The following is a 22,037-nucleotide window of genomic DNA, read 5'->3' on the forward strand; positions in this document are numbered from 1 at the left end:
TCTCGAAGCCACGAACTCTCGCCACGAGCGAGCACTGAGGTTCGCAACATGAAGTTCGGGATCTTCTACGAGCACCAGCTGCCGCGGCCGTGGCACGAGCGCTCGGAGTACGAGCTGCTCAACAACTCGCTCGCGCAGGTCGAGCTCGCCGACAAGCTCGGATACGACTACGCGTGGGAAGTCGAGCACCACTTCCTCGAGGAGTACTCGCACTCGTCGGCGCCCGAGGTGTTCCTCGCCGCAGCGAGCCAGCGCACGAAGAACATTCGCCTCGCGCACGGGATCGTTCAGCTCACGACGAATCATCCCGCGCGCGTCGCGGAGCGGGTCAGCACGCTCGACTTGCTCTCGCACGGCCGCGTCGAGTTCGGGATCGGCGAGGGCTCGTCGATCACGGAGCTGCACCCGTTCGACCGCCGCTTCCGCGACAAGCGCCTCGTCTGGGAAGAGGCCGTGCGCACGGTGATTCCGATGTTCGGCGACGCCGCGGTCGAGCATCACGGCACCTACTTCGACTTCCCGCTGCGCAACGTGCTGCCGAAGCCGTATCAGAAGCCGCATCCACCGCTCTGGGTCGCGTGCTCGCAGCTCGACACGATCGCGATGGCGGGCAAGCGCGGCATGGGCGCGCTCGGCTTCCAGTTCGTGTCGGCGGAAGCCGCGCACGCGTGGGTCGCGACTTATTACAACGAGTTCGTGAAGCGGCAGGAGAAACTCGTGGACTACGCGACGAATCCGAACATCGCGCTGGTGAGCGGCTTCATGTGCGCCGCGACCGACGAGGAGGCGATGCGGCGCGCCGACGGCTGGACCTTCTTCCAGTTCGCGCTGCGCTTCTACTCGACGCACGGCCCGGTCGAGCCGGGCACGGTGAACCTCTGGAACGAGTATCAGGCGTGGAAGGAGAGCGACGCGGGCAAGAAGGCGCGCCGCTCGGGCCTGATCGGTTCGCCCGAGACGATCCGCCAGAAGCTGCGCAAGTTCGAAGAGTCGAACATCGACCAGGTGATCCTGCTCAACCAAGCGGGCAACAACACGCACGAGGACATCTGCTCGAGCCTCGAGCTGTTCGCGCGCGAGGTGATGCCGGAGTTCCACGCGCGCGAGCCGGAGCACCAGGCGTGGAAGCGCAAGGTGCTCGCGCGCGAAATCGAGCTGCCCGAGGTGGACGTCTCCGCCTACACGCGCGCCAACATGGCGCGCCCGACGATCGCGCCCGGCGGCGAGCGCGAGACGATTCGCGGCGCGTAGTGCAAGCGCAGCGCGCAGCGAGGCGAAGCCGAGCGGAGATCGGACAGTGGCCTGCGCGCGCGCCGAAGCCTCGCTGTGCGGTGCTCGCGAATCCTTGGCGAGCCGGCCGGCCATGAGCGCCCCGAAGCCGCTCGCCGGTCTGCGCGTGCTCGACCTCTCGCGCGTGCTCGCGGGGCCGATCGCGGGGCGCATGCTCGCGGACCTCGGAGCGGACGTGGTGAAGGTGGAGCCGCCGGAGGGGGACATCACGCGCGGCTGGGGGCAGCTCCGGCACGGCCTCGGCGGTTATTACGTGCAGCAGAACGTGGGCAAGCGTGCGATGTGCGTGGATCTCGGCAAGCCCGGCGCCCCAGACCTCGTGAAGCGGCTAGCGGCAAAGGCCGACGTGTTGTTGGAGAACTTTCGCCCCCACGTGATGGCGCAGTACGGCCTCGGCTGGAACGCGCTGCGCGCGCTGAACCCACGCCTCGTGATGCTCTCGATCTCGGGCTTCGGCGCGAGCTCCCCCGAAGCGCATCGCCCCGCCTACGCGCCCGTGCTTCACGCCGAGACGGGCGCGCTCGCACGGCAGGCGGAGCTCGACCGCGCGCCGCGCATCACCGACTTCGTGCTCTCGAACGCGGACACGAACGCGGGCCTGCACGGGCTCGTCGCGGTGCTCGCGGCGCTGCATCTGCGCGAACGCACGGGCGAGGGCCAGCACATCGACCTCGCGATGCTCGACGCGATGCTCGCGACCGACGACTACGCGCACTTCGCGCTCGACGAGCACCCGATCACGCGGGGCGGCGGCGAAGTGTGGGACGCGCCCGGCGGGCCGATCCTCGTGACGGGCGAGTTCCGCAACCTGTGGCGCGTGCTCACCGCGAAGTGCGGCGTCGTCGATCCCACGCCCGAAGGCGCGCCGCTCGCGGAGAAGATTCGCGCGCGGCGCGAGGCGGCTGCGAAGTTCTACGCGGGCTTCGCGACGCGCGAAGCCCTGACCGCCGAGCTCGATCGCGTCGCGATTCCGTGGGGCGACGTGCGCTCCGTCGCGCAGGCCTTCGACTCGCCGACGGCGCGCGCCCGCGGCACGGCTGCGCTCGTGGACGATCGCGCGGGCGGCGAACGGCGCGTGGTGCAGTCGCCCTATCGCTTCTCGAACGCAGCGAGCGGTGTCGCTGGCACCGCGCGCTACCGCGGAGAAGACAACGCCGCGGTGCTCGCGGACTGGCTGGGCGCGAGCGCGAGCGAGATCGATGCACTCACACAGGCGGGCGTCCTGCTCGCGGAGGCGCGCCCATGAAACGACTCGAGGGACGCACCGCCATCATCACGGGCGGCGCGAGCGGCATCGGCGCCGCGAGCGTGCGCGTGTTCGCCGAAGAGGGCGCGCGCGTGCTGATCGCGGACATGCAGCGCGAGCGCGGCGAAGCGCTCGCGAAGGAGCTCGGCGGCGCAGCCGTGTTCCGCAAAGTGGACGTAACGCGCGAGGCAGACGTGAAGGGCGCGGTCGACGACGTGGTCGCGCGCTGGGGTCGCCTCGACGTCATCTACAACAACGCCGGATTCGGCGGCGCGCTCGGCCCGATCGAGCAAACGAGCGTCGAAGACTTCGACATCACCTTCGACGTGCTCGTGAAGGGCGTCTTTCTCGGCATCAAGCACGCGGCGCCCGTGATGAAGCGACAGCGCAGCGGCTCGATCCTCAGCACCGCATCCGTCGCCGGCCTCCAGACCGGGCACTCGCCGCATCTCTACAGCGTCGCGAAGGCGGCGGTGATCCACCTGACGAAGTCGGTGGCGCTCGAGCTGGGTGAGCACGGCATCCGCGTGAACTGCATCTGTCCCGGCGTGATCGCGACGCCGCTCGCCGCGGGCTCCACCAAAGTCACGGACGACGGGCTCGCGAAGATGAAGAAGGCGCTCGGCAAGAATCAGCCGATCGGGCGCATCGGCGATCCGGAGGACATCGCGCGCGCGGCGCTCTGGCTCGCGAGCGACGAGTCGAGCTTCGTGACGGGCCACGCACAGGTCGTGGATGGCGGCGCGTTCGCGGGGAGGCCGTGGAGCCGGCAGGGCGAATGGATCACCACGCCGCGGCCGATCAAGCTGTACCGGCCCGAAGGGCGTTGAGCTGTTAGGGAGCCTGCGATGGTCAAGCTGATCGCTTGCCTCAAGCGAAAGCCCGGCGTGAGCGTGGAGCAGTCTCAGCGCCACTGGCGCACGCAGCATGCGGAGATCGTCGTGCGCCAGGAGGGGCTGCGGCGTTACGTGCAGAATCACGTCGCACCCGAGAGCTACGCGATGGGCGAGCCTGCTTTCGATGGAGTCGCCGAGGCGTGGTTCGATGACGTAGACGCAATGCGCAGGCTCGCGCCGAGCGCGGAGTACCGCGCGGTGCGGGACGACGAGCCGCACTTTCTCGACGTGCCCGCGATGAAGGTCGTGCTCGCCGACGAGTTCGTGGCGAAGGACGGCCCCGAGAGCGCTGGCGCACTCAAGCTGATCTCGTTCCTCACGCGCAAACCGGGTCTAACACCCGAAGCGTTTCAGCAGCACTGGCGCGAGGTACATGCGCCGCTCGTCGCGGCCCCGCCCGCCGTGCGCCGCTACGTGCAGTCTCACGCTCGCCTCGGCGGTTATGCGGGCGGGCGCGCGCCGGCCTACGACGGCGTCGCACTGCTCTGGTTCGACGATGAGGCCGGCCTGCGCGCGCCAAACGCCCGCGCACGCGCCGACGGGGACGCATTCATGGCACCTGGCCCACCGCCATTCGTGCTCACGCGCCCGCACGTCGTCTTGGGCGCCTGACAACCGCGTCCCGCAATCACGCTTGGACTAGAGTCGCCCCATGCGCGCGACCCTCCACTGGTTCCTCCACCCCTCGATTCGCGATCGCGACGAGATGCGGCGCGCGCTCCTCGTCGTCGCAGCCTCGGGGATCGCGGCGGCGATCGCGCTCGTGATCGCGGCCATGCAGGCCGCTTGGGGGATCTGGCAGTCGGCCGCCGTGTGCAGCGTGACGGCGCTGGCGATGTGCGGCCCTCCGCTGATCGTGCGCAGCAGCGGGCGCTGGCGCCTCGCCGCTGTGTCGCTTTCGGGGGTGATCTGGATCGCGGCATTTTCGGTGGCCGCGCTGACCGGAGGCGTGCTCGTCTCGTCGCTCTACTACCTGATCTTCGCGTCAGCGCTCGCGGGCGCGACGCTCGGGGTGCGCCACGCGGTCGGCTTCGCGCTCGCGACGATCGCCGTCGCGGCTGCTTGTTATGGCGCGCGCTCGGCCGGCATTGCGCCGCCGATCGCGATCGACCCCGAGATCGCGATCTCGTCCGCGATGCGCGGCGCGGTGGTGTTCGTGCTCGCGATGGCTGCGCTGGTCGCCGCCTACGAGACGCTGCGCAACGCCACGCAGCGCGACGGCGCGGATAGCGAGCGGCGCTACCGCGCGATCGCGGACTACGGCCCCGACCTGATCGCGGAGCTCGATGGGCAAGGGCGGATCCTCTACAGCACGGGGCGGGCCGAGGGCTTGCCCGCCGACCGGATCGGCGTCGCGGCGTTCCGCCGTATCCACCGCGATGATCGGGCGGCGCTGGTCGCGGCCGTGGCGCAGCTCGCAGGGCAGTCCTCCGTGCGCGTGGGCCCGCTGCGCTGGCTCGCCTCCCGCGGCGCGGTGATGTGGTTCGAGGCCTCGCTCACGCGCGTGGTCGTGGACGGCCAGACGCGAACTCTGGTGGTGGCGCGGGACGTCACCCAGCGCGTCGAGCTCGAGGAGCAGCTGCGCCACTCCCAGAAGATGCAGGCGGTCGGGCAGCTCGCGAGCGGGATGGCGCACGACGTGAACAACTCGCTGATGGTGATCTCCGGCTACGCGGAGGCCTTGGCGGAGCGCGCACGGGGCGAGCCAGCCGCGGAGGCGGCGGTTGCGGAAATCCTGCGCGCCACGGACCAGAGCGCGGCGATTACCCGCCGCCTCGTCTCGCTCGCCCGGCCCGCGCAAGGAGCGCGCGCGTCGATCGACGTGAACGCGATCGTGCGCGACAACGAGCGCATGCTGCGCACGCTCGTCGGTGAGAGCTGCAGCTTGCTCCTCGAGCTGAGCCCCAGCACGGCGCCGATTCGCGCCAACCCCGGCGAGCTCGAGCAAGTGCTCGTGAACCTCGCGGCCAACGCGCGCGATGCGATGCGCGCGGGCGGAACGCTGCGCATCGCCACCGTGGCGCGCGGTGAGCGCGTCACGTTGGTGGTGCACGACAACGGCGCGGGCATCGACCCGGCCACGCGCGAACGCATCTTCGAGCCGTTCTTCACGACGAAGCCGCCGGGCTTCGGCGCGGGCCTCGGGCTCTTCGTGGTCTACTCCGTGGTGACGAGCCTCGGCGGCGAGATTCACGTCACTTCGGAGCCGGGCGCCGGCACGCGCTTCACGCTCGATTTTCCGCTCGCCGCGCGCGCCGTCAGCATCGTGCCCTCGCCGCAGGAATCACTCGGGAATGGACGCGGCGAGCGAATCCTCGTCGCGGAAGATCGGCCGGACGTGCGCGCCATCGTGAACGCGACGCTGGTCGAGGCCGGCTACAGCGTCACGCTCGCGGCGGATGGCATCGAGGCGCTCGCGCTCGGCGGCGCGGGTGCAATCGACCTCGTGGTCTCGGATGTCGTGATGCCGAGCATGAACGGGATCGAGTTGGTGAAGGCGCTCCGCGAGAAGCGCCCCGCGCTGCGGGCCGTGTTGCTCTCGGGGCACCCGGGCGAGCTCGCGGAGCTGCCGTCGCGCACGGAGCTGCTGCGCAAACCCTTCCGCGCGGCCGAGCTGCTCGCGGCCGTGCGCGATCAGCTGGGCGGGCGCTGAGCAGGGCCAGATTCCCCGGCACGGCCCGCGAAATTCGGCGCGCACCCGCGTAGAATCGGCGTCTTTTCCGAAGGAGCCGCCGATGGCCGATCTACGCGAGATGGACGAAGCCGAGCTGCGTGCGCGCGTGCGCAAGCTGCTCGCGGAAGCGCATCCCGAGCGCACCGACTCGATCACGTTCCGGCGCAAGCAGTTCGAGCACGGCCTCGCGCTGGTTCACTTCCCCGAGGGCCACGGCGGCCTCGGCATCAGCCCGAAGCAACAGCTCACGGTGCTCGACGAGATCCAGAAGCACTCCAAGGTCGTGCACCACGACCCGCCGGCGGGAACGATCGGCATCGGCATGGGCATGCCGACGGTGCTCACCTACGGGAGCGAGAAGCAGAAGAAGTACCACCTGCCGCGCATCTTCTCGGGCGAGGACATCTGGTGTCAGATGTTCAGCGAGCCGAGCGCGGGCTCGGACGTCGCGGGCCTCGCGTCGCGCGCGGTTAGCGACGGCGACCACTGGGTCGTGAACGGCCAGAAGGTGTGGACCTCGGTCGCGCACCTCTCGAGCTGGGGCATGCTCGTCGTGCGCACGAACCCCGACGTGCCGAAGCACGACGGCCTCTCGTACTTCATCCTCGACATGAAGACCCCCGGGGTGACGGTGCGCCCGCTCTACCAGATCACCGCCGAGGCCGAGTTCAACGAAGTGTTCTTCGACAACGTGCGCATCCCGCACGAGAACATGCTCGGCAAGGAAGGCCAGGGCTGGCGCGTCGCGATCACGACGCTGATGAACGAGCGCGTCGCGATCGGCGGCGGCGGCGCCAAGCGCAAAGGCGCGGGCTCGGCGCAGCTCGTGAAGCTGTGGAAGGACCGCAAGGCCGGCGCGCTCTCGCCGGCGCAGGAGGCGATGCTGCGCGATCGCGTGACGCGCTCGTACATGGACAACGAGTTGTTACGGATCACCTCGCAGCGCGCGCGCGCGGCGCAGAAGCAGGGCAACCCGGGCCCGGAGGGCTCGGTGATGAAGCTCGCGCAGGCCGACATCAACAAGCACATGTGGGAGCTCGCGATGGACGTGCTCGGCCAGGACGCGCTCGCGTTCGAGGCCGGCTACCAGCTGCGCCAGAGCGGCTTCGAGTCGCGCTCGCTCGAGTCCGCCGCGAAGTACATGTTCCTGCGCTCGCGCGCGAACTCGATCGAAGGCGGCACGAGCGAGATCATGAAAAACATCCTCGGCGAGCGCGTGCTGGGCCTGCCGGGCGACCCGCGCGTCGACAAGGACGTGCCGTGGAAGGACATCCCGCGCTCGTGACGAGCGCGGAGCTTCCCACGCGAACCTCAAACCTCACTGAAAGAGCAAACCACTCCGCCGCGACCGAACGCGGCTCGTGAAGCGCAAGCGGTCCAGCACGGCGAAGCCGTGCAGGCCGCGCGCAGCGAGGCGAAGCCGAGCGGAGTTCGAAAAGGACGTTGTCATGCCTGCGGATTTCGTTTTCACCGACGAGCACCAAGAGCTGCGCAAGACGGTGCGCGCGTTTCTCGACAAGCGTTCGGACGAGAAGGCCGTGCGCGCGACGATGACGAGCGAGCGGGGCTACGACCCTGAGGTCTGGAAACAGCTCGCGGAAGAGCTCGGCCTCGTGGGGCTGATCATTCCCGAGCAGCACGGCGGCGCCGGCTTCGGCGCGGTCGAGCTGCTGATCGCGATGGAAGAGATAGGGCGCTCGCTCCTGTGCGCGCCGTATCTCGGCACGTCGGTGTTCGCGGCGAGCGCGCTGCTCACCTGCGCGAACGAGGTGGCGCAAAAGGAGCTGCTGCCGAAGATCGCGTCGGGCGCGTGCATCGCGTCGGTGGCGCACGCCGAGCCGAACGGGCGCTGGGACCTCGCCGGCGTCACGCTGCGGGCCAGCGGCTCGGGCGCGACCGTGACGCTCACGGGCGAGAAGACGCTCGTGCTCGACGGCCACGTCGCGAACGTGCTGCTCGTGGTGGCGCGCACCGACGCGGGGCTCGAGCTGCTGCGTGTCGACGCGAACTCCGCGGGCGTGACGCGCAGCGCGATCCCGCCGCTCGACCTCACGCGCAAGCTCGCGCGCGTGTCGTTCGCGAACACGCCGGCGACGCGCATCTCGAGCGGCGACCAGACCGCGAACTTGGGGCGCGTGCTCGCGCTGGTGTGCTCGGCGCTCGCGGCGGAGCAGGTGGGCGGCGCGCAGAAGGTCCTCGACATGGGCACGGAATACGCGAAGACGCGTCTCCAATTCGGCCGCCCGATCGGCAGCTACCAGGGCATCAAGCACAAGCTCGCCGAGATGCTCGTGAACGTGGAGATGGCGAAGAGCGCCGCTTACAACGCGCTCTTCAGCTACGCCTCGAACGAGCCCGACTTCGTGGAGGCCGCCGCGCTCGCGAAGGCCTACTGCAGCGAGGTGTACTTCCGCGCTGCCGCCGACAACATCCAGATCCACGGCGGCATGGGCTTCACGTGGGAAGCCGCGCCGCATCTCTACTTCAAGCGCGCGAAGGCGAGCGAGCTCCTGTTCGGCGATGCCGCGCATCACCGCGAGGAGCTGGCGAAGCACGTCGGGTTGTAGTCGGAGGGCGCCTTGGTTTGCAGCGCGCGCCCACGCGGGTCAGAGTGCCTCCATCGAGGAGGCCGCCTGCATGTACGACCGCCGCGAATTCCTCTTCCGCAGCGCCGCACTCGGTGCAGTCCCTCTCGTCGCGACGCTCGGCGTCGACGCGGCGGGCGCAGCGCAGCCGCCGCTCGCGCCGCAGGTGCGTCGCAAAGTCCCGCTAGGGCGAACGGGGCTCCTGATCCCTGACATCGGCTTCGGCGCCTCGCGCCTCTCGGGCGACGTTGCGCTCGTGCAGCACGCGCTCGCGCGCGGCATCACCTACTACGACACGGCGGAGAGCTACGCAGGCAGCGAGTCCGAGTCGACGCTCGGCCGCGCGCTCGCGGGGCGGCGCGACGAGGTGGTGCTCGCGACGAAGACTCACGGCGGCGCGCACACGTCGCGCGCGGAGCTGATGGCGTCGCTCGATGCGAGCCTCGCGCGGCTGCGCACGGATCGCGTCGAGGTCTTCTTCAACCACGCCGTGAACGGCACGGATCGGCTGCGCAACGAGGAGTGGTTCGAGTTCGCGTCTCGCGCGAAGCAGGCGGGCAAGATCCGCTTCACCGGCATCTCGGGCCACGGCGGGAACCTCGTCGAGTGCCTCGACCTCGCAGTGGCGGAGAAGCTCGTCGACGTCCTGCTCGTCGCGTTCAACTTCGGGCAAGACCCCGCGTTCTACGAGCGCTTCACGGGCAGCTTCGACTTCATCGCGACGCAGCCCGAGCTGCCGCGCGTGCTGAAGAAGGCGAAGGCGAGCGGCATCGGCGTCGTCGCGATGAAGACGCTGCGCGGGGCACGCCTCAACGACATGCGCCCGTACGAGCGCGGCGGCGCCACCTTCGCGCAGGCCGCCTTCCGCTGGGTGCTCGCGAGCGGGCTCGCCGATGCGCTCGTGGTCACGATGAGCAGCACGGCGCAGCTCGACGAGTTTCTCGGAGCTTCGGGGTTCACGGCGCTTCACGCTGAAGACGCCGCGTTGTTACGGCGCTACGCGAAGCGCAGCGAGACCACGCAGTGCCGGTACGGCTGCAGCGACTGCGCGAGTGCGTGCCCGCTCGGCGTCTCGATCCCCGACGCACTGCGGCTACGCATGTACGCCGAGGACTACGGCGCGCCCGAGCTCGCGAGCGAAGCACGCGCCGAGGCGGGGAACCTCGGCGCGTGCCTCGGCTGCGACGGCACGCCGTGCGCGAGCGCGTGCCCCCACGGCGTCGCGATCGACGTGCTCGTGCAGCGCGCGGCGCGGATCTCCTGAGCTACGCGGCGCGCAGGCGCCGCGCGAACAGCGCGAGTCCGCCGAGGCCCGCAGCCAGTAACAACATCACGCCCGGCTCGGGCAGAGCGACCCAGCTGAAGCCGTGCTGGACCGAGCCGAAGCCCGCGACGTCGCCCGGCGTCATCCCGAACAGCTGCAGCCCGGCGAGTGTGCTCAGCAACTGCGTCGCGACGAAGCTTGCGTTCGCGTTCGAGCCCGTGCCCCCCGCCTGAGTGAGCAGCACCCCGAGGTTCGCGCCGTTCGACATGCCGGTCGTTGCGATCGCGATGGCGCCTGGACCGAATGCGATCCCACTCGTCTGCAGCGTCGCCGCGTTCAGCGCGAGTCCCGCGCCCGCACTGACCTGATAAGCGAGCGACACGCCGCCGAACGCAGCGGGCCCGATCACTGCGAGCGGCCCGCTTACGATGAAGCCCGTCGCGGTGGGCACGACGGTGTACTGCGAGAGATCGACGGGCAGCGTGCCCGACAATCCGATGCTGCCCGCGGCGAACTCGAACGTGAGCTCTCCCCCGGTCGTGGTGAAGCTCGCGCCGGCGTTCAGATCTTGCAGCGTCAGCGCGCCGCTCCTGGCCGGTGCGAGCAGTGCGCTCGCGAGTGCGAGCACGGAGACGAAGCGAGCGATGCGTCGCATGACGCCCTCCTGGCGGTGCGCCGCACATCGTGTGCGGCATGGCCAAGACATCGGTGGGGGCGTCGCGGCGCGATGTGAGGGAGCGCGCCGAAGGCCGTGTGTGAGTTGCGCGCAGCGCGCATGCGCGGGGGCTGCGCGCTCCAGGAATGCTGGCTGGCGCTCGGCTACTGCGTTGCGTATCGCGCGCTAGTCGCGGTCACCCATCACCGTTCGCCAGCGCGCGAGGAAGCGCTCGGCGTCAGGCTCCGCATGCAGCCGCACCCACTCGTCGTCCGAGAGTGCGGCTCGTCCCGCGAGATTGCGCGCGGCGTCGCGGCCGACTGGCCAACGCAGCCGCGCCTCGCGCGACTCCACGGCGTCGGCCACCACTTCGCCCACGAGCTCCGCGCTCGAGCCCACCTCGGCATCGCGAGTGAAGACGGCGCCAGTGCGCGCATACAGCCCCTGATAACTCGTGCCGCGCGGCCACGGCGTCGACTTTTCCTGCGCCGCGGTGAACGTGAGTCCGGGCTCCACGATCGCGACGCGAATCCCGAGCGGCGCCAGCTCGAGGGCGAGCGCTTCGAGCGCGGCTTCCGCTGCGAACTTGGAGGCCGAGTAGGCCGCGTTCGTGGGGTGCACGATGCGCCCCGATTGGGACGTCACCGCAACGACCGCGCCGCTGCCGCGCGCGCGAAAATGCGGCAGCACGGCCTGCGCGCAGCGCACGATGCCGAGCACGTTCGTCTCGTAGAGCGCGCGGAACGTCGCGAGCGGCGTCTCCTCGAACGCCGCACCCGCGTGGAAGCCCGCGTTCGCGACGAGCGCATCGATGCGGCCGTGCGCCGCGATCGCGTCGGCAATCGCGCGCGCGACCGACGCGTCGTCGGTCACATCGAGCTGCGCGAGCGAGACCGGCAGCGACTCGCGCTGCGCGCTCTCGCGCAGCTGTTCACCGCGCGCGAAGGCGCGCATCGTCGCCACCACGCGATGCCCGCGGCGCGCGAGCGCGAGCGCCGCGGCGCGACCGATGCCGGTGCTCGCGCCGGTGACGAGGACGACGCTCACTGCGCGCGAATCGCCATCGGGTGCTCGGGCTTCAGCACCTTCAGCAGCTCGATCACGTTGCCGTCGGGATCGCGGCCGTACGCGAACCACAGCTCGTCCGTCTTCTGCGCGGGGCAGTGGAACTTCATGCCGAGCGCCTCGCAGCGGGCTTGCTCCTGGTCCACGTCGTCCACGAGCAGGCAGATGTGCGTATAGCCGTGATCGCTGACGGGCCGGTTCTGGTTCTGCGGCGTCGGCGCCGGCTGCGCGAACTCGAACAGCTCCAGCATCGAGTCGCCGCTGCGCAGCATCGCCGCGCGGGCCGCAGAGTCCGGGAGCCCGAGCACGGCGTTGATCGACTTCACGCCGCGCGGCCAGCCCATGCCGTGGACGCGCTTGAAGTGGAAGACGCGCTCGTAGAAGTCGACGAGGCGGTCGAGGTTCGGCGTCGAGATCGCGGTGTGGTGAATGCGCATGGAGTCTCCTCTGCAGCGCATGATGCGGGCGCGATAGCCTCCGCGCATCGGGAGAGCGGAATGGCCGGGATCACGCACCGCAGTTTCGTCAGCTACATCGATCGCACGCGCGAGTTCTACGCCGCGCAGGGCTATGCGAAGCCGTACGTGTGGGCGCGCAACGTCGACGCGCCGTTCGCGCGCCTCGCGAAGCCGCTCGCCGAAAGCCGCGTCGCGGTTGTTACGACCGCGAGCCCGTGGCGCGAGTGGAAGCCCGTCGACGGCGTGCTGCGCGGCGGCAAGCAGGTGTGGTCGGGCGCGACCGCAACCCCGCCGGAGCGCCTGTTCACGGACGATCTCGCCTGGGACAAGGAGGCGACGCACACGCGCGACGTGGAGTCGTACGTTCCGCTGCGGCGCCTCGCCGAGTACGTCGCTGCGGGACGAATCGGCGCGCTCGCGCCGCGCTTCCACGGCGTGCCCACCGACTACTCACAGCGGCGCACGATCGAGCAGGACGCACCGGAGGTGCTGAAGCGCTGCCGCGAAGACGCGGTCGACGTCGCGCTCCTCGTGCCGCTTTGACCCGTCTGCCACCAGACCGTGAGTCTGGTCAGCCGCCACCTCGAAGCGAACGGCATCCCCACCGTGGTGATCGGCAGCGCGCACGACATCGTGGAAGAGTGCGGCGTCGCGCGCTTCCTGTTTAGCGACTTCCCGCTCGGCAGCCCGTGCGGCCGCCCTTACGACGCGGCGATGCAGCGCACGATCGTCGGCTACGCGCTCGATCTGCTCGAGAGCGCGCGCCTCCCGCGCACGACGGTGCAGACGCCGCTGCGCTGGAGCGAGGACGAGGCGTGGAAGCAGCGCTACGCGCGCGTCGACGCGGAGCGAATCGAAGCGCTGAAGCGCGCGGGCGAGCGGCGGCGCGCGCAGCAGCAGGCGGCGAAGGACGACGGGAGCGTGCGGACGAGCTAACGCGGCGCGACAGCGACCCACACGAGGCTCGGCACTGCACCCAGCTTCGCGTCGTGCGTGATGTAGTCGCGAGCGGAGTCGCGGCGCATGTGGAGGCGCGCCATCACGGCTTGCGAGCGCGCGTTGTCGGGACCGGTGTAGGCGAGCACCTCGCGCGCGCCGATGCGCGCGAAGAAATCCGCGAGCGACGCGGCCGCCGCTTCGCTGGCGAACCCGTGACCCCAAGCCTTGCGTGCGAGCCGCCAACCGATGTCAAAGTGCGCACCGAGCGCGTGCTCAGCGCCATGCTCGAGCACGCCCACGTATCCGAGGAACTCGCGCGCGGGCGACTCCACGAGCCAGCGCGTAAAGCCGCGGTCCGAGAACGACGCGACGTAGCGCGCGAGCTTCTGCTCGGCTGCCGCTCGGGAGATGGGGCCGCCGTAGTCCCACATCACTTCGGGATCGACGCACAGCGCGATCAGCGCCTCGCGATCGTCCTCGCGCCACGGGCGCAAGCGGAGGCGCCGTGTCTCGATCACGGCGCCCCTAATGACTCACGGCTTGCACACGTGTGGCAGCGGGTGCCGATACAGCTTCGCCGCGTTCTCGTGGGTGATCTTGCGGATCCATTCCTTCGGGAGCTTCCCGAGCATGCGCTCCATCACGGCCTGCGTGTCCGGCCAGGTGCCGTCGCCGTGCGGGTAGTCGCTCTCGGCCACGACGTGGTCGATGCCGACGTGCTCGAGCGTCGAGATCGTCGAGGGGTCGTCGATCATGCAGAACCAGAAGTTGCGCCGTAACACCTGCGAGGGCGTGTTGTGCCGGTCGGGCCAGCCCGCGCCGTAGCCCGAGCGCGCCATGATGTTGTCGAGGCGGTCGGCGAGCATCGCGACCCAGCCGATGCCGGACTCGGCGATCGCGATCTTCAGCGTGGGGTACCGCGCGGGCCAGCCGCTCCACAGCCACTCGGCGCAGGTGTCGATCGCCATCGGCCCGAACTTCGTCGCGCCGAGCTCGAGCATGGGCGCACCGGGCGGCATCTTGCCGAAGCCAGAGCTGCCGACGTGCAGCGAGAGCACCGTCTCCGTCTCGGCGCACGCACGCACGATCGGCTCCCAGTGCGGCTGGAAGACCGACGGCAGGCCCTGGTTGTGCGGCTGCTCCGGAATCGTCACGGCCTTGAAGCCGCGCTTCGCGTTGCGCCGAATCTCGGCGGCGCCGCGCTCGGGGTCGCGCAGGTTCGTGATCGCGAGCGGAATGAAGCGCGCGGGGAAGGGCGTGGCCCACTCCTCGTGGATCCAGTCGTTCCACGCCTCGATGCAAGCGTGGCCGAGCGCGGGATCCTTCGCCTCCGCGAAGAGCGTGCCGCCGAAGCCCGTGACACCCGACGGGTAGTTCACCGAGGCGTACACGCCGTTGATGTCCATGTCCTTCACGCGCGCTTTCGCGTCGAACGCGCCGGGACGGATCTCGTCGAAGCGCGCGGGCTCGTAGCGCTGATCTTCCTTGGCGCGGCCCGCGACGCACATGAAGCCGACCTGGAAGTAGGGCGTGTCCTCGAAAACCCAAACCTCGTGACCTTCCTCGGTCTCCACCACCTGCGGCGCCTGGTCGGCGAACTTGTTGGGCAGCCGGCCCTCGAAGGTGTGCGGCGGCTCCATCAGGTGATCGTCCACCGAGATTAGCGTGTACTTCTCCTCGCGCGGCGCAGGGTCGGGCAGCAGCGGCTGCGTGACGGGGCGCTTGATGCCGAGCTTCACGACGCGGGCCATGCGAGATCCTCCGGCAGATGCGCGCGTTGGTAGCGTTGTTCAGCCGCGCGTCACTTCGGGAATCACCTTCACCCCGAACAACTCGGTCGCGTCGGCGAGCGTGTCGTCGTCGATGCCGCCGTGGTCGAACATCGCGATGTGCACGTCGAGCCCGAGCGCGTCGCGCATCTCGCCGATGCGATCGGCGACCTCCGCGGGGCTGCCGCAGACCGAGGGCCCGCGCAGCAGCGCGTCGTAGTCGGGCGCCGCGGTCGGCGGCGGCGTGGAGCGCTGCTCACGCTGCGCGAGGTTCACGCCGCCCCACGGGATCAGCACCTGCGTCACCCAGGTGATGTACTGCAGGTGAAACGGGCGCCAGCGCGCACGCGCCGTCTGCGAATCGCGTGCGACGTGCACGTGACTGCACGCGCCGACCACAGGCTTCTCGCGGCCCGGCCCGTTCGCGACGAACTGTTCGCGATAGCGCGCGACGTACGGCGCGAACGCGGCGGGCGGTGCGAGCACGCTCGGCAGCATGAGGGGCAGCCCGAGGCGCGCCGCGAGGTCGATCGAACCGAACGAGCTACCACCGCCGATCCAGAGCGGCGGGTGCGGACGCTGCACCGGGCGCGGATGCACCGTCACGTCGCGCAGTGAGGGGCGGTGCTTCGCCTCGAGCTGCGCGGGCTCGCCGGTCCACGCCGCCAGCAGCAGCGCGACGTTCTCGTCGTAGAGCTCGCGCGACTGGTCGGGATCGAAGCCGAAGTCGCTGTACGTGCGGCGCAGCACGCCGCGGCCCGCGACCACCTCGACGCGCCCGTTCGAGAGCACGTCCACCGTGGCGTAATCCTCCGCCGCGCGGACGGGATCGAGCGAGCCGAGCAGTGTGACCCCCGTGCCCAGCCGCATGCGCGTCGTGCGCTCCGCGATCGCAGCGAGCACGACCGGCGGCGACGAGAGGATGTAGTCGCAGAGGTGGTGCTCGCCGAGCCACACCGAGTCGAAGCCCAGCGCCTCGCAGCGCACTGCCAGCTCCACGATCTGGCGATGCCGCTGCGCGGCGGTCGTCTTGACCCCGGTGTGCGGGTTCGGGAGGTGATCGCCGAGAACGAGCAGGCCTTCGCGCATGGGGCGCGAACGTATCGCGGCCCGAATCCCCGCGGTGCAGCACCGGGCAGACCCGCGCATCGCGGCGCGAGTGGCATACGCTCGCGGGCGAGGAGGCGACATGGAGCAGCTACGCAACCGGGTGGCGGTGATTACGGGCGGCGCGAGCGGGATCGGCTTCGCGACGGCGCAGGCGCTCGCGCGCGAGGGCACGCGCATCGTGCTCGCGGACATCGAGGAGAAGGCGCTCACTGCTTCGGTGGAGAAGATCCGCGCGCTCGGCGTCGCAGCCGAGGGCGTCGTGTGCGACGTGTCCTCGCGCAAATCCGTGGAGGCGCTCGCCGACGCCGCGTTCTCGAAGATGGGCGCGGTGCACATCGTGTTCTTGAACGCGGGCGTCGCGGTGAGCGGCCCCGTCACGAACATGACCCACGACGACTGGCGCTGGGTGATCGATGTCGATCTCTGGGGCGTGATCCACGGCGTCGAATCGTTCGCGCAGCGCATCGTGGAGCAGGGCGAGGGCGGCCACATCGCCGCGACCGCGTCGTTCGCCGGCATGGTCCCGAACGTCGGGCTCGGCGCGTACTGCGTCGCGAAGTACGGTGTCGTCGCGCTCATGGAAGTGCTGCACCGCGAGCTGCGCGAGCACGGCGTCGGGGCATCGGTGCTGTGCCCGATGCGCGTGAAGACCAACATCGATGCCTCGGGCCGCAACCGGCAGCGCGACTACGGCGGCCCCGAGAAGCAGAACTATCCCGACGTGGACGAGTCGCAGATGGCAGGGCGCCTGATCGCGGTCGAGAGCGTCGGCGAGCTCGTCGTCGACGGCATCAAGCGCAACCAGCTCTACTTGTTCCCCCACGCCGAGGCGCGCGAGTTCATTCAACGCCGCTTCAAGCGTATCGATCAGGCGTTCGAGTCCTAACAAACCGAGGAGATCTCGATGACCCGCGTGCCGTTGCTGGCGTTCCTACTGTTCGGTGCCGCTGGCGCCGCCTTCGCAGAGGCTCCGCGCCAAGCCTTCGTCCGCGATCACACCGACGCGGCTCTGCAGTGGGGCGCCTGTCCGCCGGTGTTCCCCGAAGGCTGTGATGTCAGCGTCTTGGAGGGCGATCCCGCGGCGGGACGATCCGATGTCTTCCTGCGCGTTCAGCCCGGGATCACGTTGGCTCGGCACATCCACACCTCGGCGGAGCACATCGTGCTCGTCGCCGGCGAGCTCGAGGTCGAGTACGAGGGCCAAGCGCCCGCCACGCTGCGCGCCTGGAGCTACGCCTACGGACCCGCGCGCTTGGCCCACCTCGCAACGTGCAAGAGCGCGGACGCATGCGTGCTATTCATCGCGTTCGAGTCGCCCATCGACGCGATCGCAGCGCCGAGTACGCCCGCTCAGCCCTGAGTCACGGCCGCGCTCGATAGAGCACGTGCGCTCGCAGCGCGTCGCCCGCCGGCAGCGCGGGGTGCTCGAAGTCGCCCGCGCAATCGCGCTGCATGCCGATGCGCTCCATCACCCGCTGTGAGGCCAGGTTCGTCGCGGTCGTGAACGCGAGGATCTCCCCGAGCCCGAGCTGCTCGAAGCCGAAGCGCAGCACCTCGCGCGCGGCTTCGCTCGCATAGCCGCGGCCTTGGTACTCGGGCGCGAGGCGCCAGCCGATCTCGACGCTCGGGTTGAACGCGGCCGGGAAGCGCGCGTGCGCGAGGCCGACGAAGCCCGCGAACGCGACGTCGCCGGGCGCCTCGAGCGCCCACAGGCCGAAATCGTGCGAGGCGAAGTGCGCCTCGATGCGAGCCGCGAGGGCGTCGCTCTCGGCGCGGGTCATGAGCGTGCCGAGATGCTTCATCACGCGCGGGTCGGCGCCGAGCGCGGCGAACGGCGCGCGATCGCTCGCGCGCCAGCGGAGCAGCAGGAGGCGCTCGGTTCGCAACAACTGCGGCAGCGGCATACCGCGACAACTTCGCACACACGCTTGAGGCGCAGCGCGGGCCGCGCGACGTTGCGCGCATGTTCGCCGCGCGCGCCGACTGGGACCTCACGCTGAGCCCACATGCCGCGCGCGCCGCCGCGCTGCGCGCAGAAGGCCGCACGCTCTACGACCTCACGAACGCGAACCCCGCCTCGCTCCCGCTGCCCGGCGCGCTGCTCGCGGAGGCACTCGCGGGTGTCGCGCGCGAGCCGCAGACGCGCGCCTACGCGCCCGATCCGCGCGGCGATCTCGCGGCGCGCGAGGCGATCGCGGCGTACCACCGCGGGCAGGGCGCGCGCATCGGTGCGGAGCAGATCGTGCTCACGGCCGGCACGAGCGAGGGTTACGCGCATCTGTTTCGCGTGCTCGCAGATCCAGGCGACACGGTGCACTTGCCCACTCCTGGGTACCCGCTGTTCGAGCATCTCGCCGAGCTCGAGGGGCTGCGCACCGCGCGCTACCGCCTCGTCACGCCGCGCGCGGGCGAAGCGCGCTGGCCGCTCGATCTCGACGGCCTCGCGAGCACGCTGAGCGCACGCAGCCGCGCACTCGTGGCGATCCATCCGCACAACCCGACGGGCTCGCTCGTTGCGCCCGCTGATCTCGCGAGCTTGCGCGCAGTCTGCGCAGAGCGTGAGCTCGCGCTGCTCTCGGACGAGGTGTTCGCGGACTCGGCGCCGGCGCCGACGAGCGCGCTCGCGTGCGCGGAGCCCGAGGCGCTGACCTGCGTGCTGTCGGGCGCGTCGAAGGTGCTGGGGGTGGCGCAGCTGAAGGTGGCCTGGATCGCGGTGGACGGACCGCCGCGCCTGCGCGAGGCCGCGCTCGCGAAGCTCGAGTTCGCTGCGGACGCCTATCTCTCGGTGTCGCCCCTGGTTGCGCGAATGCTTCCCGCACTGTTCGCGCGGCGCGACGAGATTCGGGCCGCGATCGGCGCGCGGGTCGCTGCGAACCGTGCCGCGCTGTGCGAGGCGCTGCGCGCTGCGCCGAACGCCTGCGTCCTGCCCGCGGAAGCGGGATGGGCGGCGATCGTGCGCGTCGCGGGCGACCGCGCCGACGAGGCGCTCGCGCTCGCGGCGCTCGAGGTCGACGTGCTGATCCATCCCGGCTCGCTGTTCGAGCTCGGCGGCGACGAGTCGTGCACTCACCTCGTCGCGAGTCTGCTCGCGCCCGAGGAGGAGTTCGCCGCGGGCGCGCGCGCGCTCGCCGCGACGCTCGCGCGCGCGGGTGCGCGATGAAGCTGCTCGTCACGGGCGCGACCGGCTTCGCGGGCTCTCACATCGCGCGCTGTGCCCTCGCGCGCGGTCACGAGGTGCGCGTGCTCGCGCGCACGCCCGCGAAGGCCGAGCGCCTGTTCGCGGGCGCGCGCGTCGAGGTCGCGGCGGGCGACATGACGGATCGCGCGGCAGTGCGCGCCGCGCTCGCGGGCTGCGACGCGGTCGTCCACGCAGCCGCTGCCGTGTCGCTCGATCCGCGCGACGCCACGCGTCTCCTGCGCGAGAACGTCGCGGGCACGGCGTGCGTGCTCGGCGGCGCGCGCGAGCTCGGGCTCGCGCACGCCGTGTACGTATCGAGCCTGACCGCGATCTGGTCGCTGCCGGGCCCCGATCCGAGCGCCGCGAGCGCGGTGCGCGCGGGCACAGCGGGCTACGCGCTCGCCAAGTGCGAGGCCGAGCGCGCCGCGCGCGCACTCCAGGACGCGGGCGCGCCGCTCGCGATCGTCTACCCGAGCGGACTGATCGGGCCGGACGATCCGGGCCTCGCCTTCGCCGAGCCCGGCGCGCCGCTCGCGCTGAGTGAAGCCGTGCGCGCGTTCCGAGGCTTCACGCACACCACGCTCGCGACGAGCGGCGGCCTGGCTTCGGTCGACGCGCGCGATCTCGCGCTCTTCTGCGTGCGCCTCGTGGAGACGCAGCGGGCGGGGCGCTTCGTGGTCGGGGGCCAGTTCCACAGCTGGGACGAGTTGGTCGCGGCGCTCGAGCCATTATTAGGAAGGGCGGTGCCGCGCCTGCGCGCACCTGCGTGGTTGTTACGGGGCGCGGGCTCCGCACTCGACCTCGCGCGGCGCGTGCGGCCCATCGCTTCGCTGATCTCGCGCGAGGCGATGGAGTACGCGACGCGCATGCGGCCCCTGCCGAACGACGGCGCCCTCGCGGAGCTCGGCGTCTCGCTGCGGCCCCTCGCGGAGACGTACCGAGACACGCTCGCCTCGTTCGAGGCGCTGCGCGTGAGACGGCGCACAGAAGGCGGCTCGCAGACCCTGCGCGCCTGATTCGGATGCGACGCGCGTCACACACGCAGTCACTCGTTCAATTCCCTCGCCGCGAAGGAAAACTCGTGGCGGGTGAGGCTCGTCACGGGGGGTGGTCCCAACAGTTCCGAAACTGCACCTGCACTCGGAGGTGCCGATGGAGCTGCGGAGTCACATCGCGAAGAGCGCGCTCGCGCTGCTGGCGACGTTCGCAGCCACTGCGAGCGCGGGGCTCGATGTCACGGGCAGCTCCTTCGGGACGTCGTGGAGCGCCGCCACCGGCCCGGTCGCTGGCTACGCCGTGCAGGTCTCTCGCAACGGCGGCGCCTACGTCGAGGTCTCGCGCGTCACCGGCACTTCGACCCGCGTGTCGGGGCAGGTCGGCGACCGCGTGCTCGTGCGCATCGCCGCCTTCGACTCGACTGGACGCATGGGCACGCCGTCCGTGCCTTCGGATCAGGTGAACTTCGTCTCCACCGCTCCGCCGCCGCCTCCGCCCGGCGGCGGTGGCAACACGGCGGGCGACATCGACGGCGACGGCGTATCCGATGCGCTCGCGTACAACGTGACGACGGGCGAGCTCTCGGCGCTGCTGGTCAAGTCCGACGGCACCCGGGTTTGGCAGGTCGTCGGGTCGCCTTCTGACCCTGGCTTGCGACCGGCCGGCTATGCCGACGTGGACGGAGACGGGCAGGCGGACGTGCTCTGGCGCAACGCCACCACCGGCGACAACGAGATCTGGCGAATGAACGGCTCGAACCACTCGCTGATCGCGCTCCCGAATCAGCCGTCGAGTCACCGCGTTGCGGCGCTCCGCGACTTCTCGGATGACGGCCTCGCGGACATCCTCTTCCACGCGGACAACACCGGCGACAGCGTGCTGTGGACGCTGAACGCGGGCGGGCAGAGCGCCGTGCTTCCCGTCGATCCCGCACCGGCGGGGGCGCGACTCGGCGCGGTGGCGGACCTCGATGGCGATGGCTTCCCCGATCTCGTGTGGCACGCCGCGAGCGGCAACACGCTCGAAGCCTGGCAGATGATGGGCGCCGATCCGATCGCCGTGTTCAGCCTGCCGAGCCCGCGCGCCGGCGCGCTGCTGATGGGCGCGGGCGACGTGGACGGCGACGGCGACGACGACCTCGCCTGGTCGATGAAGTCGGGCAAGAAGCGGCGCGTGGACGTCTGGCTCGTCGACGGCATGAACGCGCCCACGCAAGGCATCGCGCTGATCGCGAAGAAGAAGACGAAGTGGCGCGGGCTCGTGGACGTGGACGACGACGGCCACGCCGAGCTGCTCTTCGTGCGCAAGAGCGGCTTCTCGGCGACGAGCGTCGAGAGCACGGGCAGCGACAACGCGAACGGCGACTTCCAATGGGACGCTCAAACCGCCACCCTCGACGAAGTACCCGCCTCGAAGAGCTGGTACTTCTTGGTGCTCGAATGACCTCAGCCCGTAACAAGTGGCCGCGGCGGCTCGCCGCACTCGCACTCACGATTGCGCTTGCGTCCGCCGCGAGCGCACGCAGCGAGCTGCTGCGCTGGCAGCACGCCGATCCGACGACCGTGGCCGGCTTCAAGGTGTACGTGGGCAATGCCGCGGGCTCCTACCAGACCACGCTCGACGTCGGCATGCCCACGGCCTCGAACGGCGTGTTCAGCTACTCGCTGCAAGTGCCCGACGCGAATACCGTGTTCGTCGTCGTGAGCGCCTACGGCCCGACGGGCCTCGAAGGCACGAAAAGCAACGAGAAGCGCCTGCTCGGGCTCCTCGGCACACCCGGCAAGCCGCAAGTCTCGCCCTGAGCTCGTCGCGCGCGGACTGACGCGTGCATACTCGCGCCTCACACGACGAGGGCGAGCATGAGCTGGACGAATCTCGGTCTGCCGCGTTTCGCGTTCACCAAGGGCCTGCA

The 22,037-nt window shown here is 70.5% G+C and carries 23 protein-coding genes; 16 read left to right on the top strand and 7 right to left on the bottom strand.

Features of this window, described 5'->3' with window-relative positions; all coding sequences use genetic code 11:
* Positions 1-48 precede the first annotated feature (48 nt).
* From FJ091_19025 to FJ091_19060, 8 genes are all read left to right on the top strand, one after another.
* Complete coding sequence (locus FJ091_19025; GenBank protein ID MBM4385452.1) at positions 49-1,251, top strand: LLM class flavin-dependent oxidoreductase; 1,203 nt, start codon at positions 49-51, stop codon at positions 1,249-1,251.
* A 112-nt stretch (positions 1,252-1,363) separates the two neighbouring features.
* Positions 1,364-2,536 (top strand): CoA transferase, encoded by a 1,173-nt coding sequence (locus tag FJ091_19030; GenBank protein MBM4385453.1) that lies wholly within the window; start codon positions 1,364-1,366, stop codon positions 2,534-2,536.
* Complete coding sequence (locus FJ091_19035) at positions 2,533-3,366, top strand: glucose 1-dehydrogenase (protein ID MBM4385454.1); 834 nt, start codon at positions 2,533-2,535, stop codon at positions 3,364-3,366. The genes FJ091_19030 and FJ091_19035 overlap by 4 nt, the downstream gene beginning before the upstream one ends.
* Before the next feature lie 18 nt (positions 3,367-3,384).
* A complete protein-coding gene (locus FJ091_19040) occupies positions 3,385-4,044 on the top strand; it encodes an EthD family reductase (GenBank protein MBM4385455.1) in 660 nt (219 codons plus the stop codon).
* Positions 4,045-4,084: 40 nt separating this feature from the next.
* Entirely contained in the window at positions 4,085-6,085 is a 2,001-nt protein-coding gene (locus tag FJ091_19045) for a response regulator (GenBank protein ID MBM4385456.1), read from the top strand.
* Between the two features lie 100 nt (positions 6,086-6,185).
* Positions 6,186-7,391: an acyl-CoA dehydrogenase family protein gene (locus tag FJ091_19050; GenBank protein ID MBM4385457.1), complete on the top strand. Its 1,206-nt coding sequence runs from the start codon at positions 6,186-6,188 to the stop codon at positions 7,389-7,391.
* A 163-nt stretch (positions 7,392-7,554) separates the two neighbouring features.
* Positions 7,555-8,673 (top strand): acyl-CoA dehydrogenase family protein, encoded by a 1,119-nt coding sequence (locus FJ091_19055; protein ID MBM4385458.1) that lies wholly within the window; start codon positions 7,555-7,557, stop codon positions 8,671-8,673.
* Positions 8,674-8,743: 70 nt separating this feature from the next.
* Positions 8,744-9,955, top strand: a complete 1,212-nt coding sequence (locus FJ091_19060; GenBank protein ID MBM4385459.1) for an aldo/keto reductase — start codon at positions 8,744-8,746, stop codon at positions 9,953-9,955.
* 1 nt (position 9,956) lies between these two features.
* Here the strand turns inward: FJ091_19060 and FJ091_19065 are convergent, their stop codons facing one another.
* The 3 genes from FJ091_19065 to FJ091_19075 all read right to left on the bottom strand — a co-directional run bounded on the left by FJ091_19065 (position 9,957) and on the right by FJ091_19075 (position 12,112).
* A complete protein-coding gene (locus FJ091_19065) occupies positions 9,957-10,610 on the bottom strand; it encodes a hypothetical protein (GenBank protein ID MBM4385460.1) in 654 nt (217 codons plus the stop codon).
* Positions 10,611-10,796: 186 nt separating this feature from the next.
* Positions 10,797-11,657, bottom strand: a complete 861-nt coding sequence (locus tag FJ091_19070) for an SDR family NAD(P)-dependent oxidoreductase (protein ID MBM4385461.1) — start codon at positions 11,655-11,657, stop codon at positions 10,797-10,799.
* Positions 11,654-12,112, bottom strand: coding sequence for a VOC family protein (locus tag FJ091_19075; GenBank protein ID MBM4385462.1), 459 nt, complete (start codon positions 12,110-12,112; stop codon positions 11,654-11,656). Before FJ091_19075 ends, FJ091_19070 begins: the two co-directional genes overlap by 4 nt.
* Positions 12,113-12,172: 60 nt before the next feature.
* Between FJ091_19075 and FJ091_19080 the strand changes: the two genes are divergently transcribed.
* Together FJ091_19080 and FJ091_19085 are read left to right on the top strand one after the other, a co-directional pair.
* The gene (locus tag FJ091_19080; GenBank protein ID MBM4385463.1) at positions 12,173-12,676 is read left to right on the top strand and encodes a hypothetical protein; all 504 of its coding nucleotides are present in this window, start codon (positions 12,173-12,175) and stop codon (positions 12,674-12,676) included.
* An 18-nt stretch (positions 12,677-12,694) separates the two neighbouring features.
* Complete coding sequence (locus FJ091_19085) at positions 12,695-13,069, top strand: hypothetical protein (GenBank protein MBM4385464.1); 375 nt, start codon at positions 12,695-12,697, stop codon at positions 13,067-13,069.
* On the opposite strand, the gene FJ091_19090 is transcribed toward FJ091_19085, so the two are convergent.
* The 3 genes from FJ091_19090 to FJ091_19100 are packed head-to-tail and all read right to left on the bottom strand — an operon-like array spanning position 13,066 to position 15,930.
* Positions 13,066-13,590 carry a GNAT family N-acetyltransferase gene (locus FJ091_19090; GenBank protein MBM4385465.1) on the bottom strand — a complete coding sequence of 175 codons (525 nt, stop codon included), beginning with the start codon at positions 13,588-13,590 and terminating at the stop codon, positions 13,066-13,068. The genes FJ091_19085 and FJ091_19090 overlap by 4 nt on opposite strands.
* A gap of 15 nt (positions 13,591-13,605) precedes the next feature.
* Positions 13,606-14,823 (bottom strand): amidohydrolase, encoded by a 1,218-nt coding sequence (locus tag FJ091_19095; protein ID MBM4385466.1) that lies wholly within the window; start codon positions 14,821-14,823, stop codon positions 13,606-13,608.
* Between the two features lie 39 nt (positions 14,824-14,862).
* On the bottom strand, positions 14,863-15,930 hold the full coding sequence (locus tag FJ091_19100) for an LLM class flavin-dependent oxidoreductase (GenBank protein MBM4385467.1): 1,068 nt from the start codon (positions 15,928-15,930) through the stop codon (positions 14,863-14,865).
* Positions 15,931-16,030: 100 nt separating this feature from the next.
* Here FJ091_19100 and FJ091_19105 point away from each other — a divergent pair, with 100 nt between their 5' ends.
* Positions 16,031-16,837, top strand: coding sequence for an SDR family NAD(P)-dependent oxidoreductase (locus tag FJ091_19105; GenBank protein MBM4385468.1), 807 nt, complete (start codon positions 16,031-16,033; stop codon positions 16,835-16,837).
* An 18-nt stretch (positions 16,838-16,855) separates the two neighbouring features.
* Positions 16,856-17,311, top strand: a complete 456-nt coding sequence (locus FJ091_19110; GenBank protein MBM4385469.1) for a DUF4437 domain-containing protein — start codon at positions 16,856-16,858, stop codon at positions 17,309-17,311.
* Position 17,312: 1 nt separating this feature from the next.
* On the opposite strand, the gene FJ091_19115 is transcribed toward FJ091_19110, so the two are convergent.
* Complete coding sequence (locus FJ091_19115; GenBank protein ID MBM4385470.1) at positions 17,313-17,855, bottom strand: GNAT family N-acetyltransferase; 543 nt, start codon at positions 17,853-17,855, stop codon at positions 17,313-17,315.
* 59 nt (positions 17,856-17,914) lie between these two features.
* Here FJ091_19115 and FJ091_19120 point away from each other — a divergent pair, with 59 nt between their 5' ends.
* The 4 genes from FJ091_19120 (at position 17,915) to FJ091_19135 (ending at position 21,927) form a co-directional block, all read left to right on the top strand.
* Complete coding sequence (locus FJ091_19120) at positions 17,915-19,111, top strand: pyridoxal phosphate-dependent aminotransferase (GenBank protein ID MBM4385471.1); 1,197 nt, start codon at positions 17,915-17,917, stop codon at positions 19,109-19,111.
* Positions 19,108-20,145: an NAD-dependent epimerase/dehydratase family protein gene (locus FJ091_19125; protein ID MBM4385472.1), complete on the top strand. Its 1,038-nt coding sequence runs from the start codon at positions 19,108-19,110 to the stop codon at positions 20,143-20,145. The genes FJ091_19120 and FJ091_19125 overlap by 4 nt, the downstream gene beginning before the upstream one ends.
* Before the next feature lie 136 nt (positions 20,146-20,281).
* The gene (locus tag FJ091_19130; protein ID MBM4385473.1) at positions 20,282-21,568 is read left to right on the top strand and encodes a VCBS repeat-containing protein; all 1,287 of its coding nucleotides are present in this window, start codon (positions 20,282-20,284) and stop codon (positions 21,566-21,568) included.
* A complete protein-coding gene (locus tag FJ091_19135) occupies positions 21,565-21,927 on the top strand; it encodes a hypothetical protein (protein MBM4385474.1) in 363 nt (120 codons plus the stop codon). The genes FJ091_19130 and FJ091_19135 overlap by 4 nt, the downstream gene beginning before the upstream one ends.
* The last annotated feature ends 110 nt before the right edge of the window (positions 21,928-22,037 follow it).

Source organism: Deltaproteobacteria bacterium, from assembly GCA_016875395.1.
Classification (GTDB): domain Bacteria; phylum Myxococcota_A; class UBA9160; order UBA9160; family UBA6930; genus VGRF01.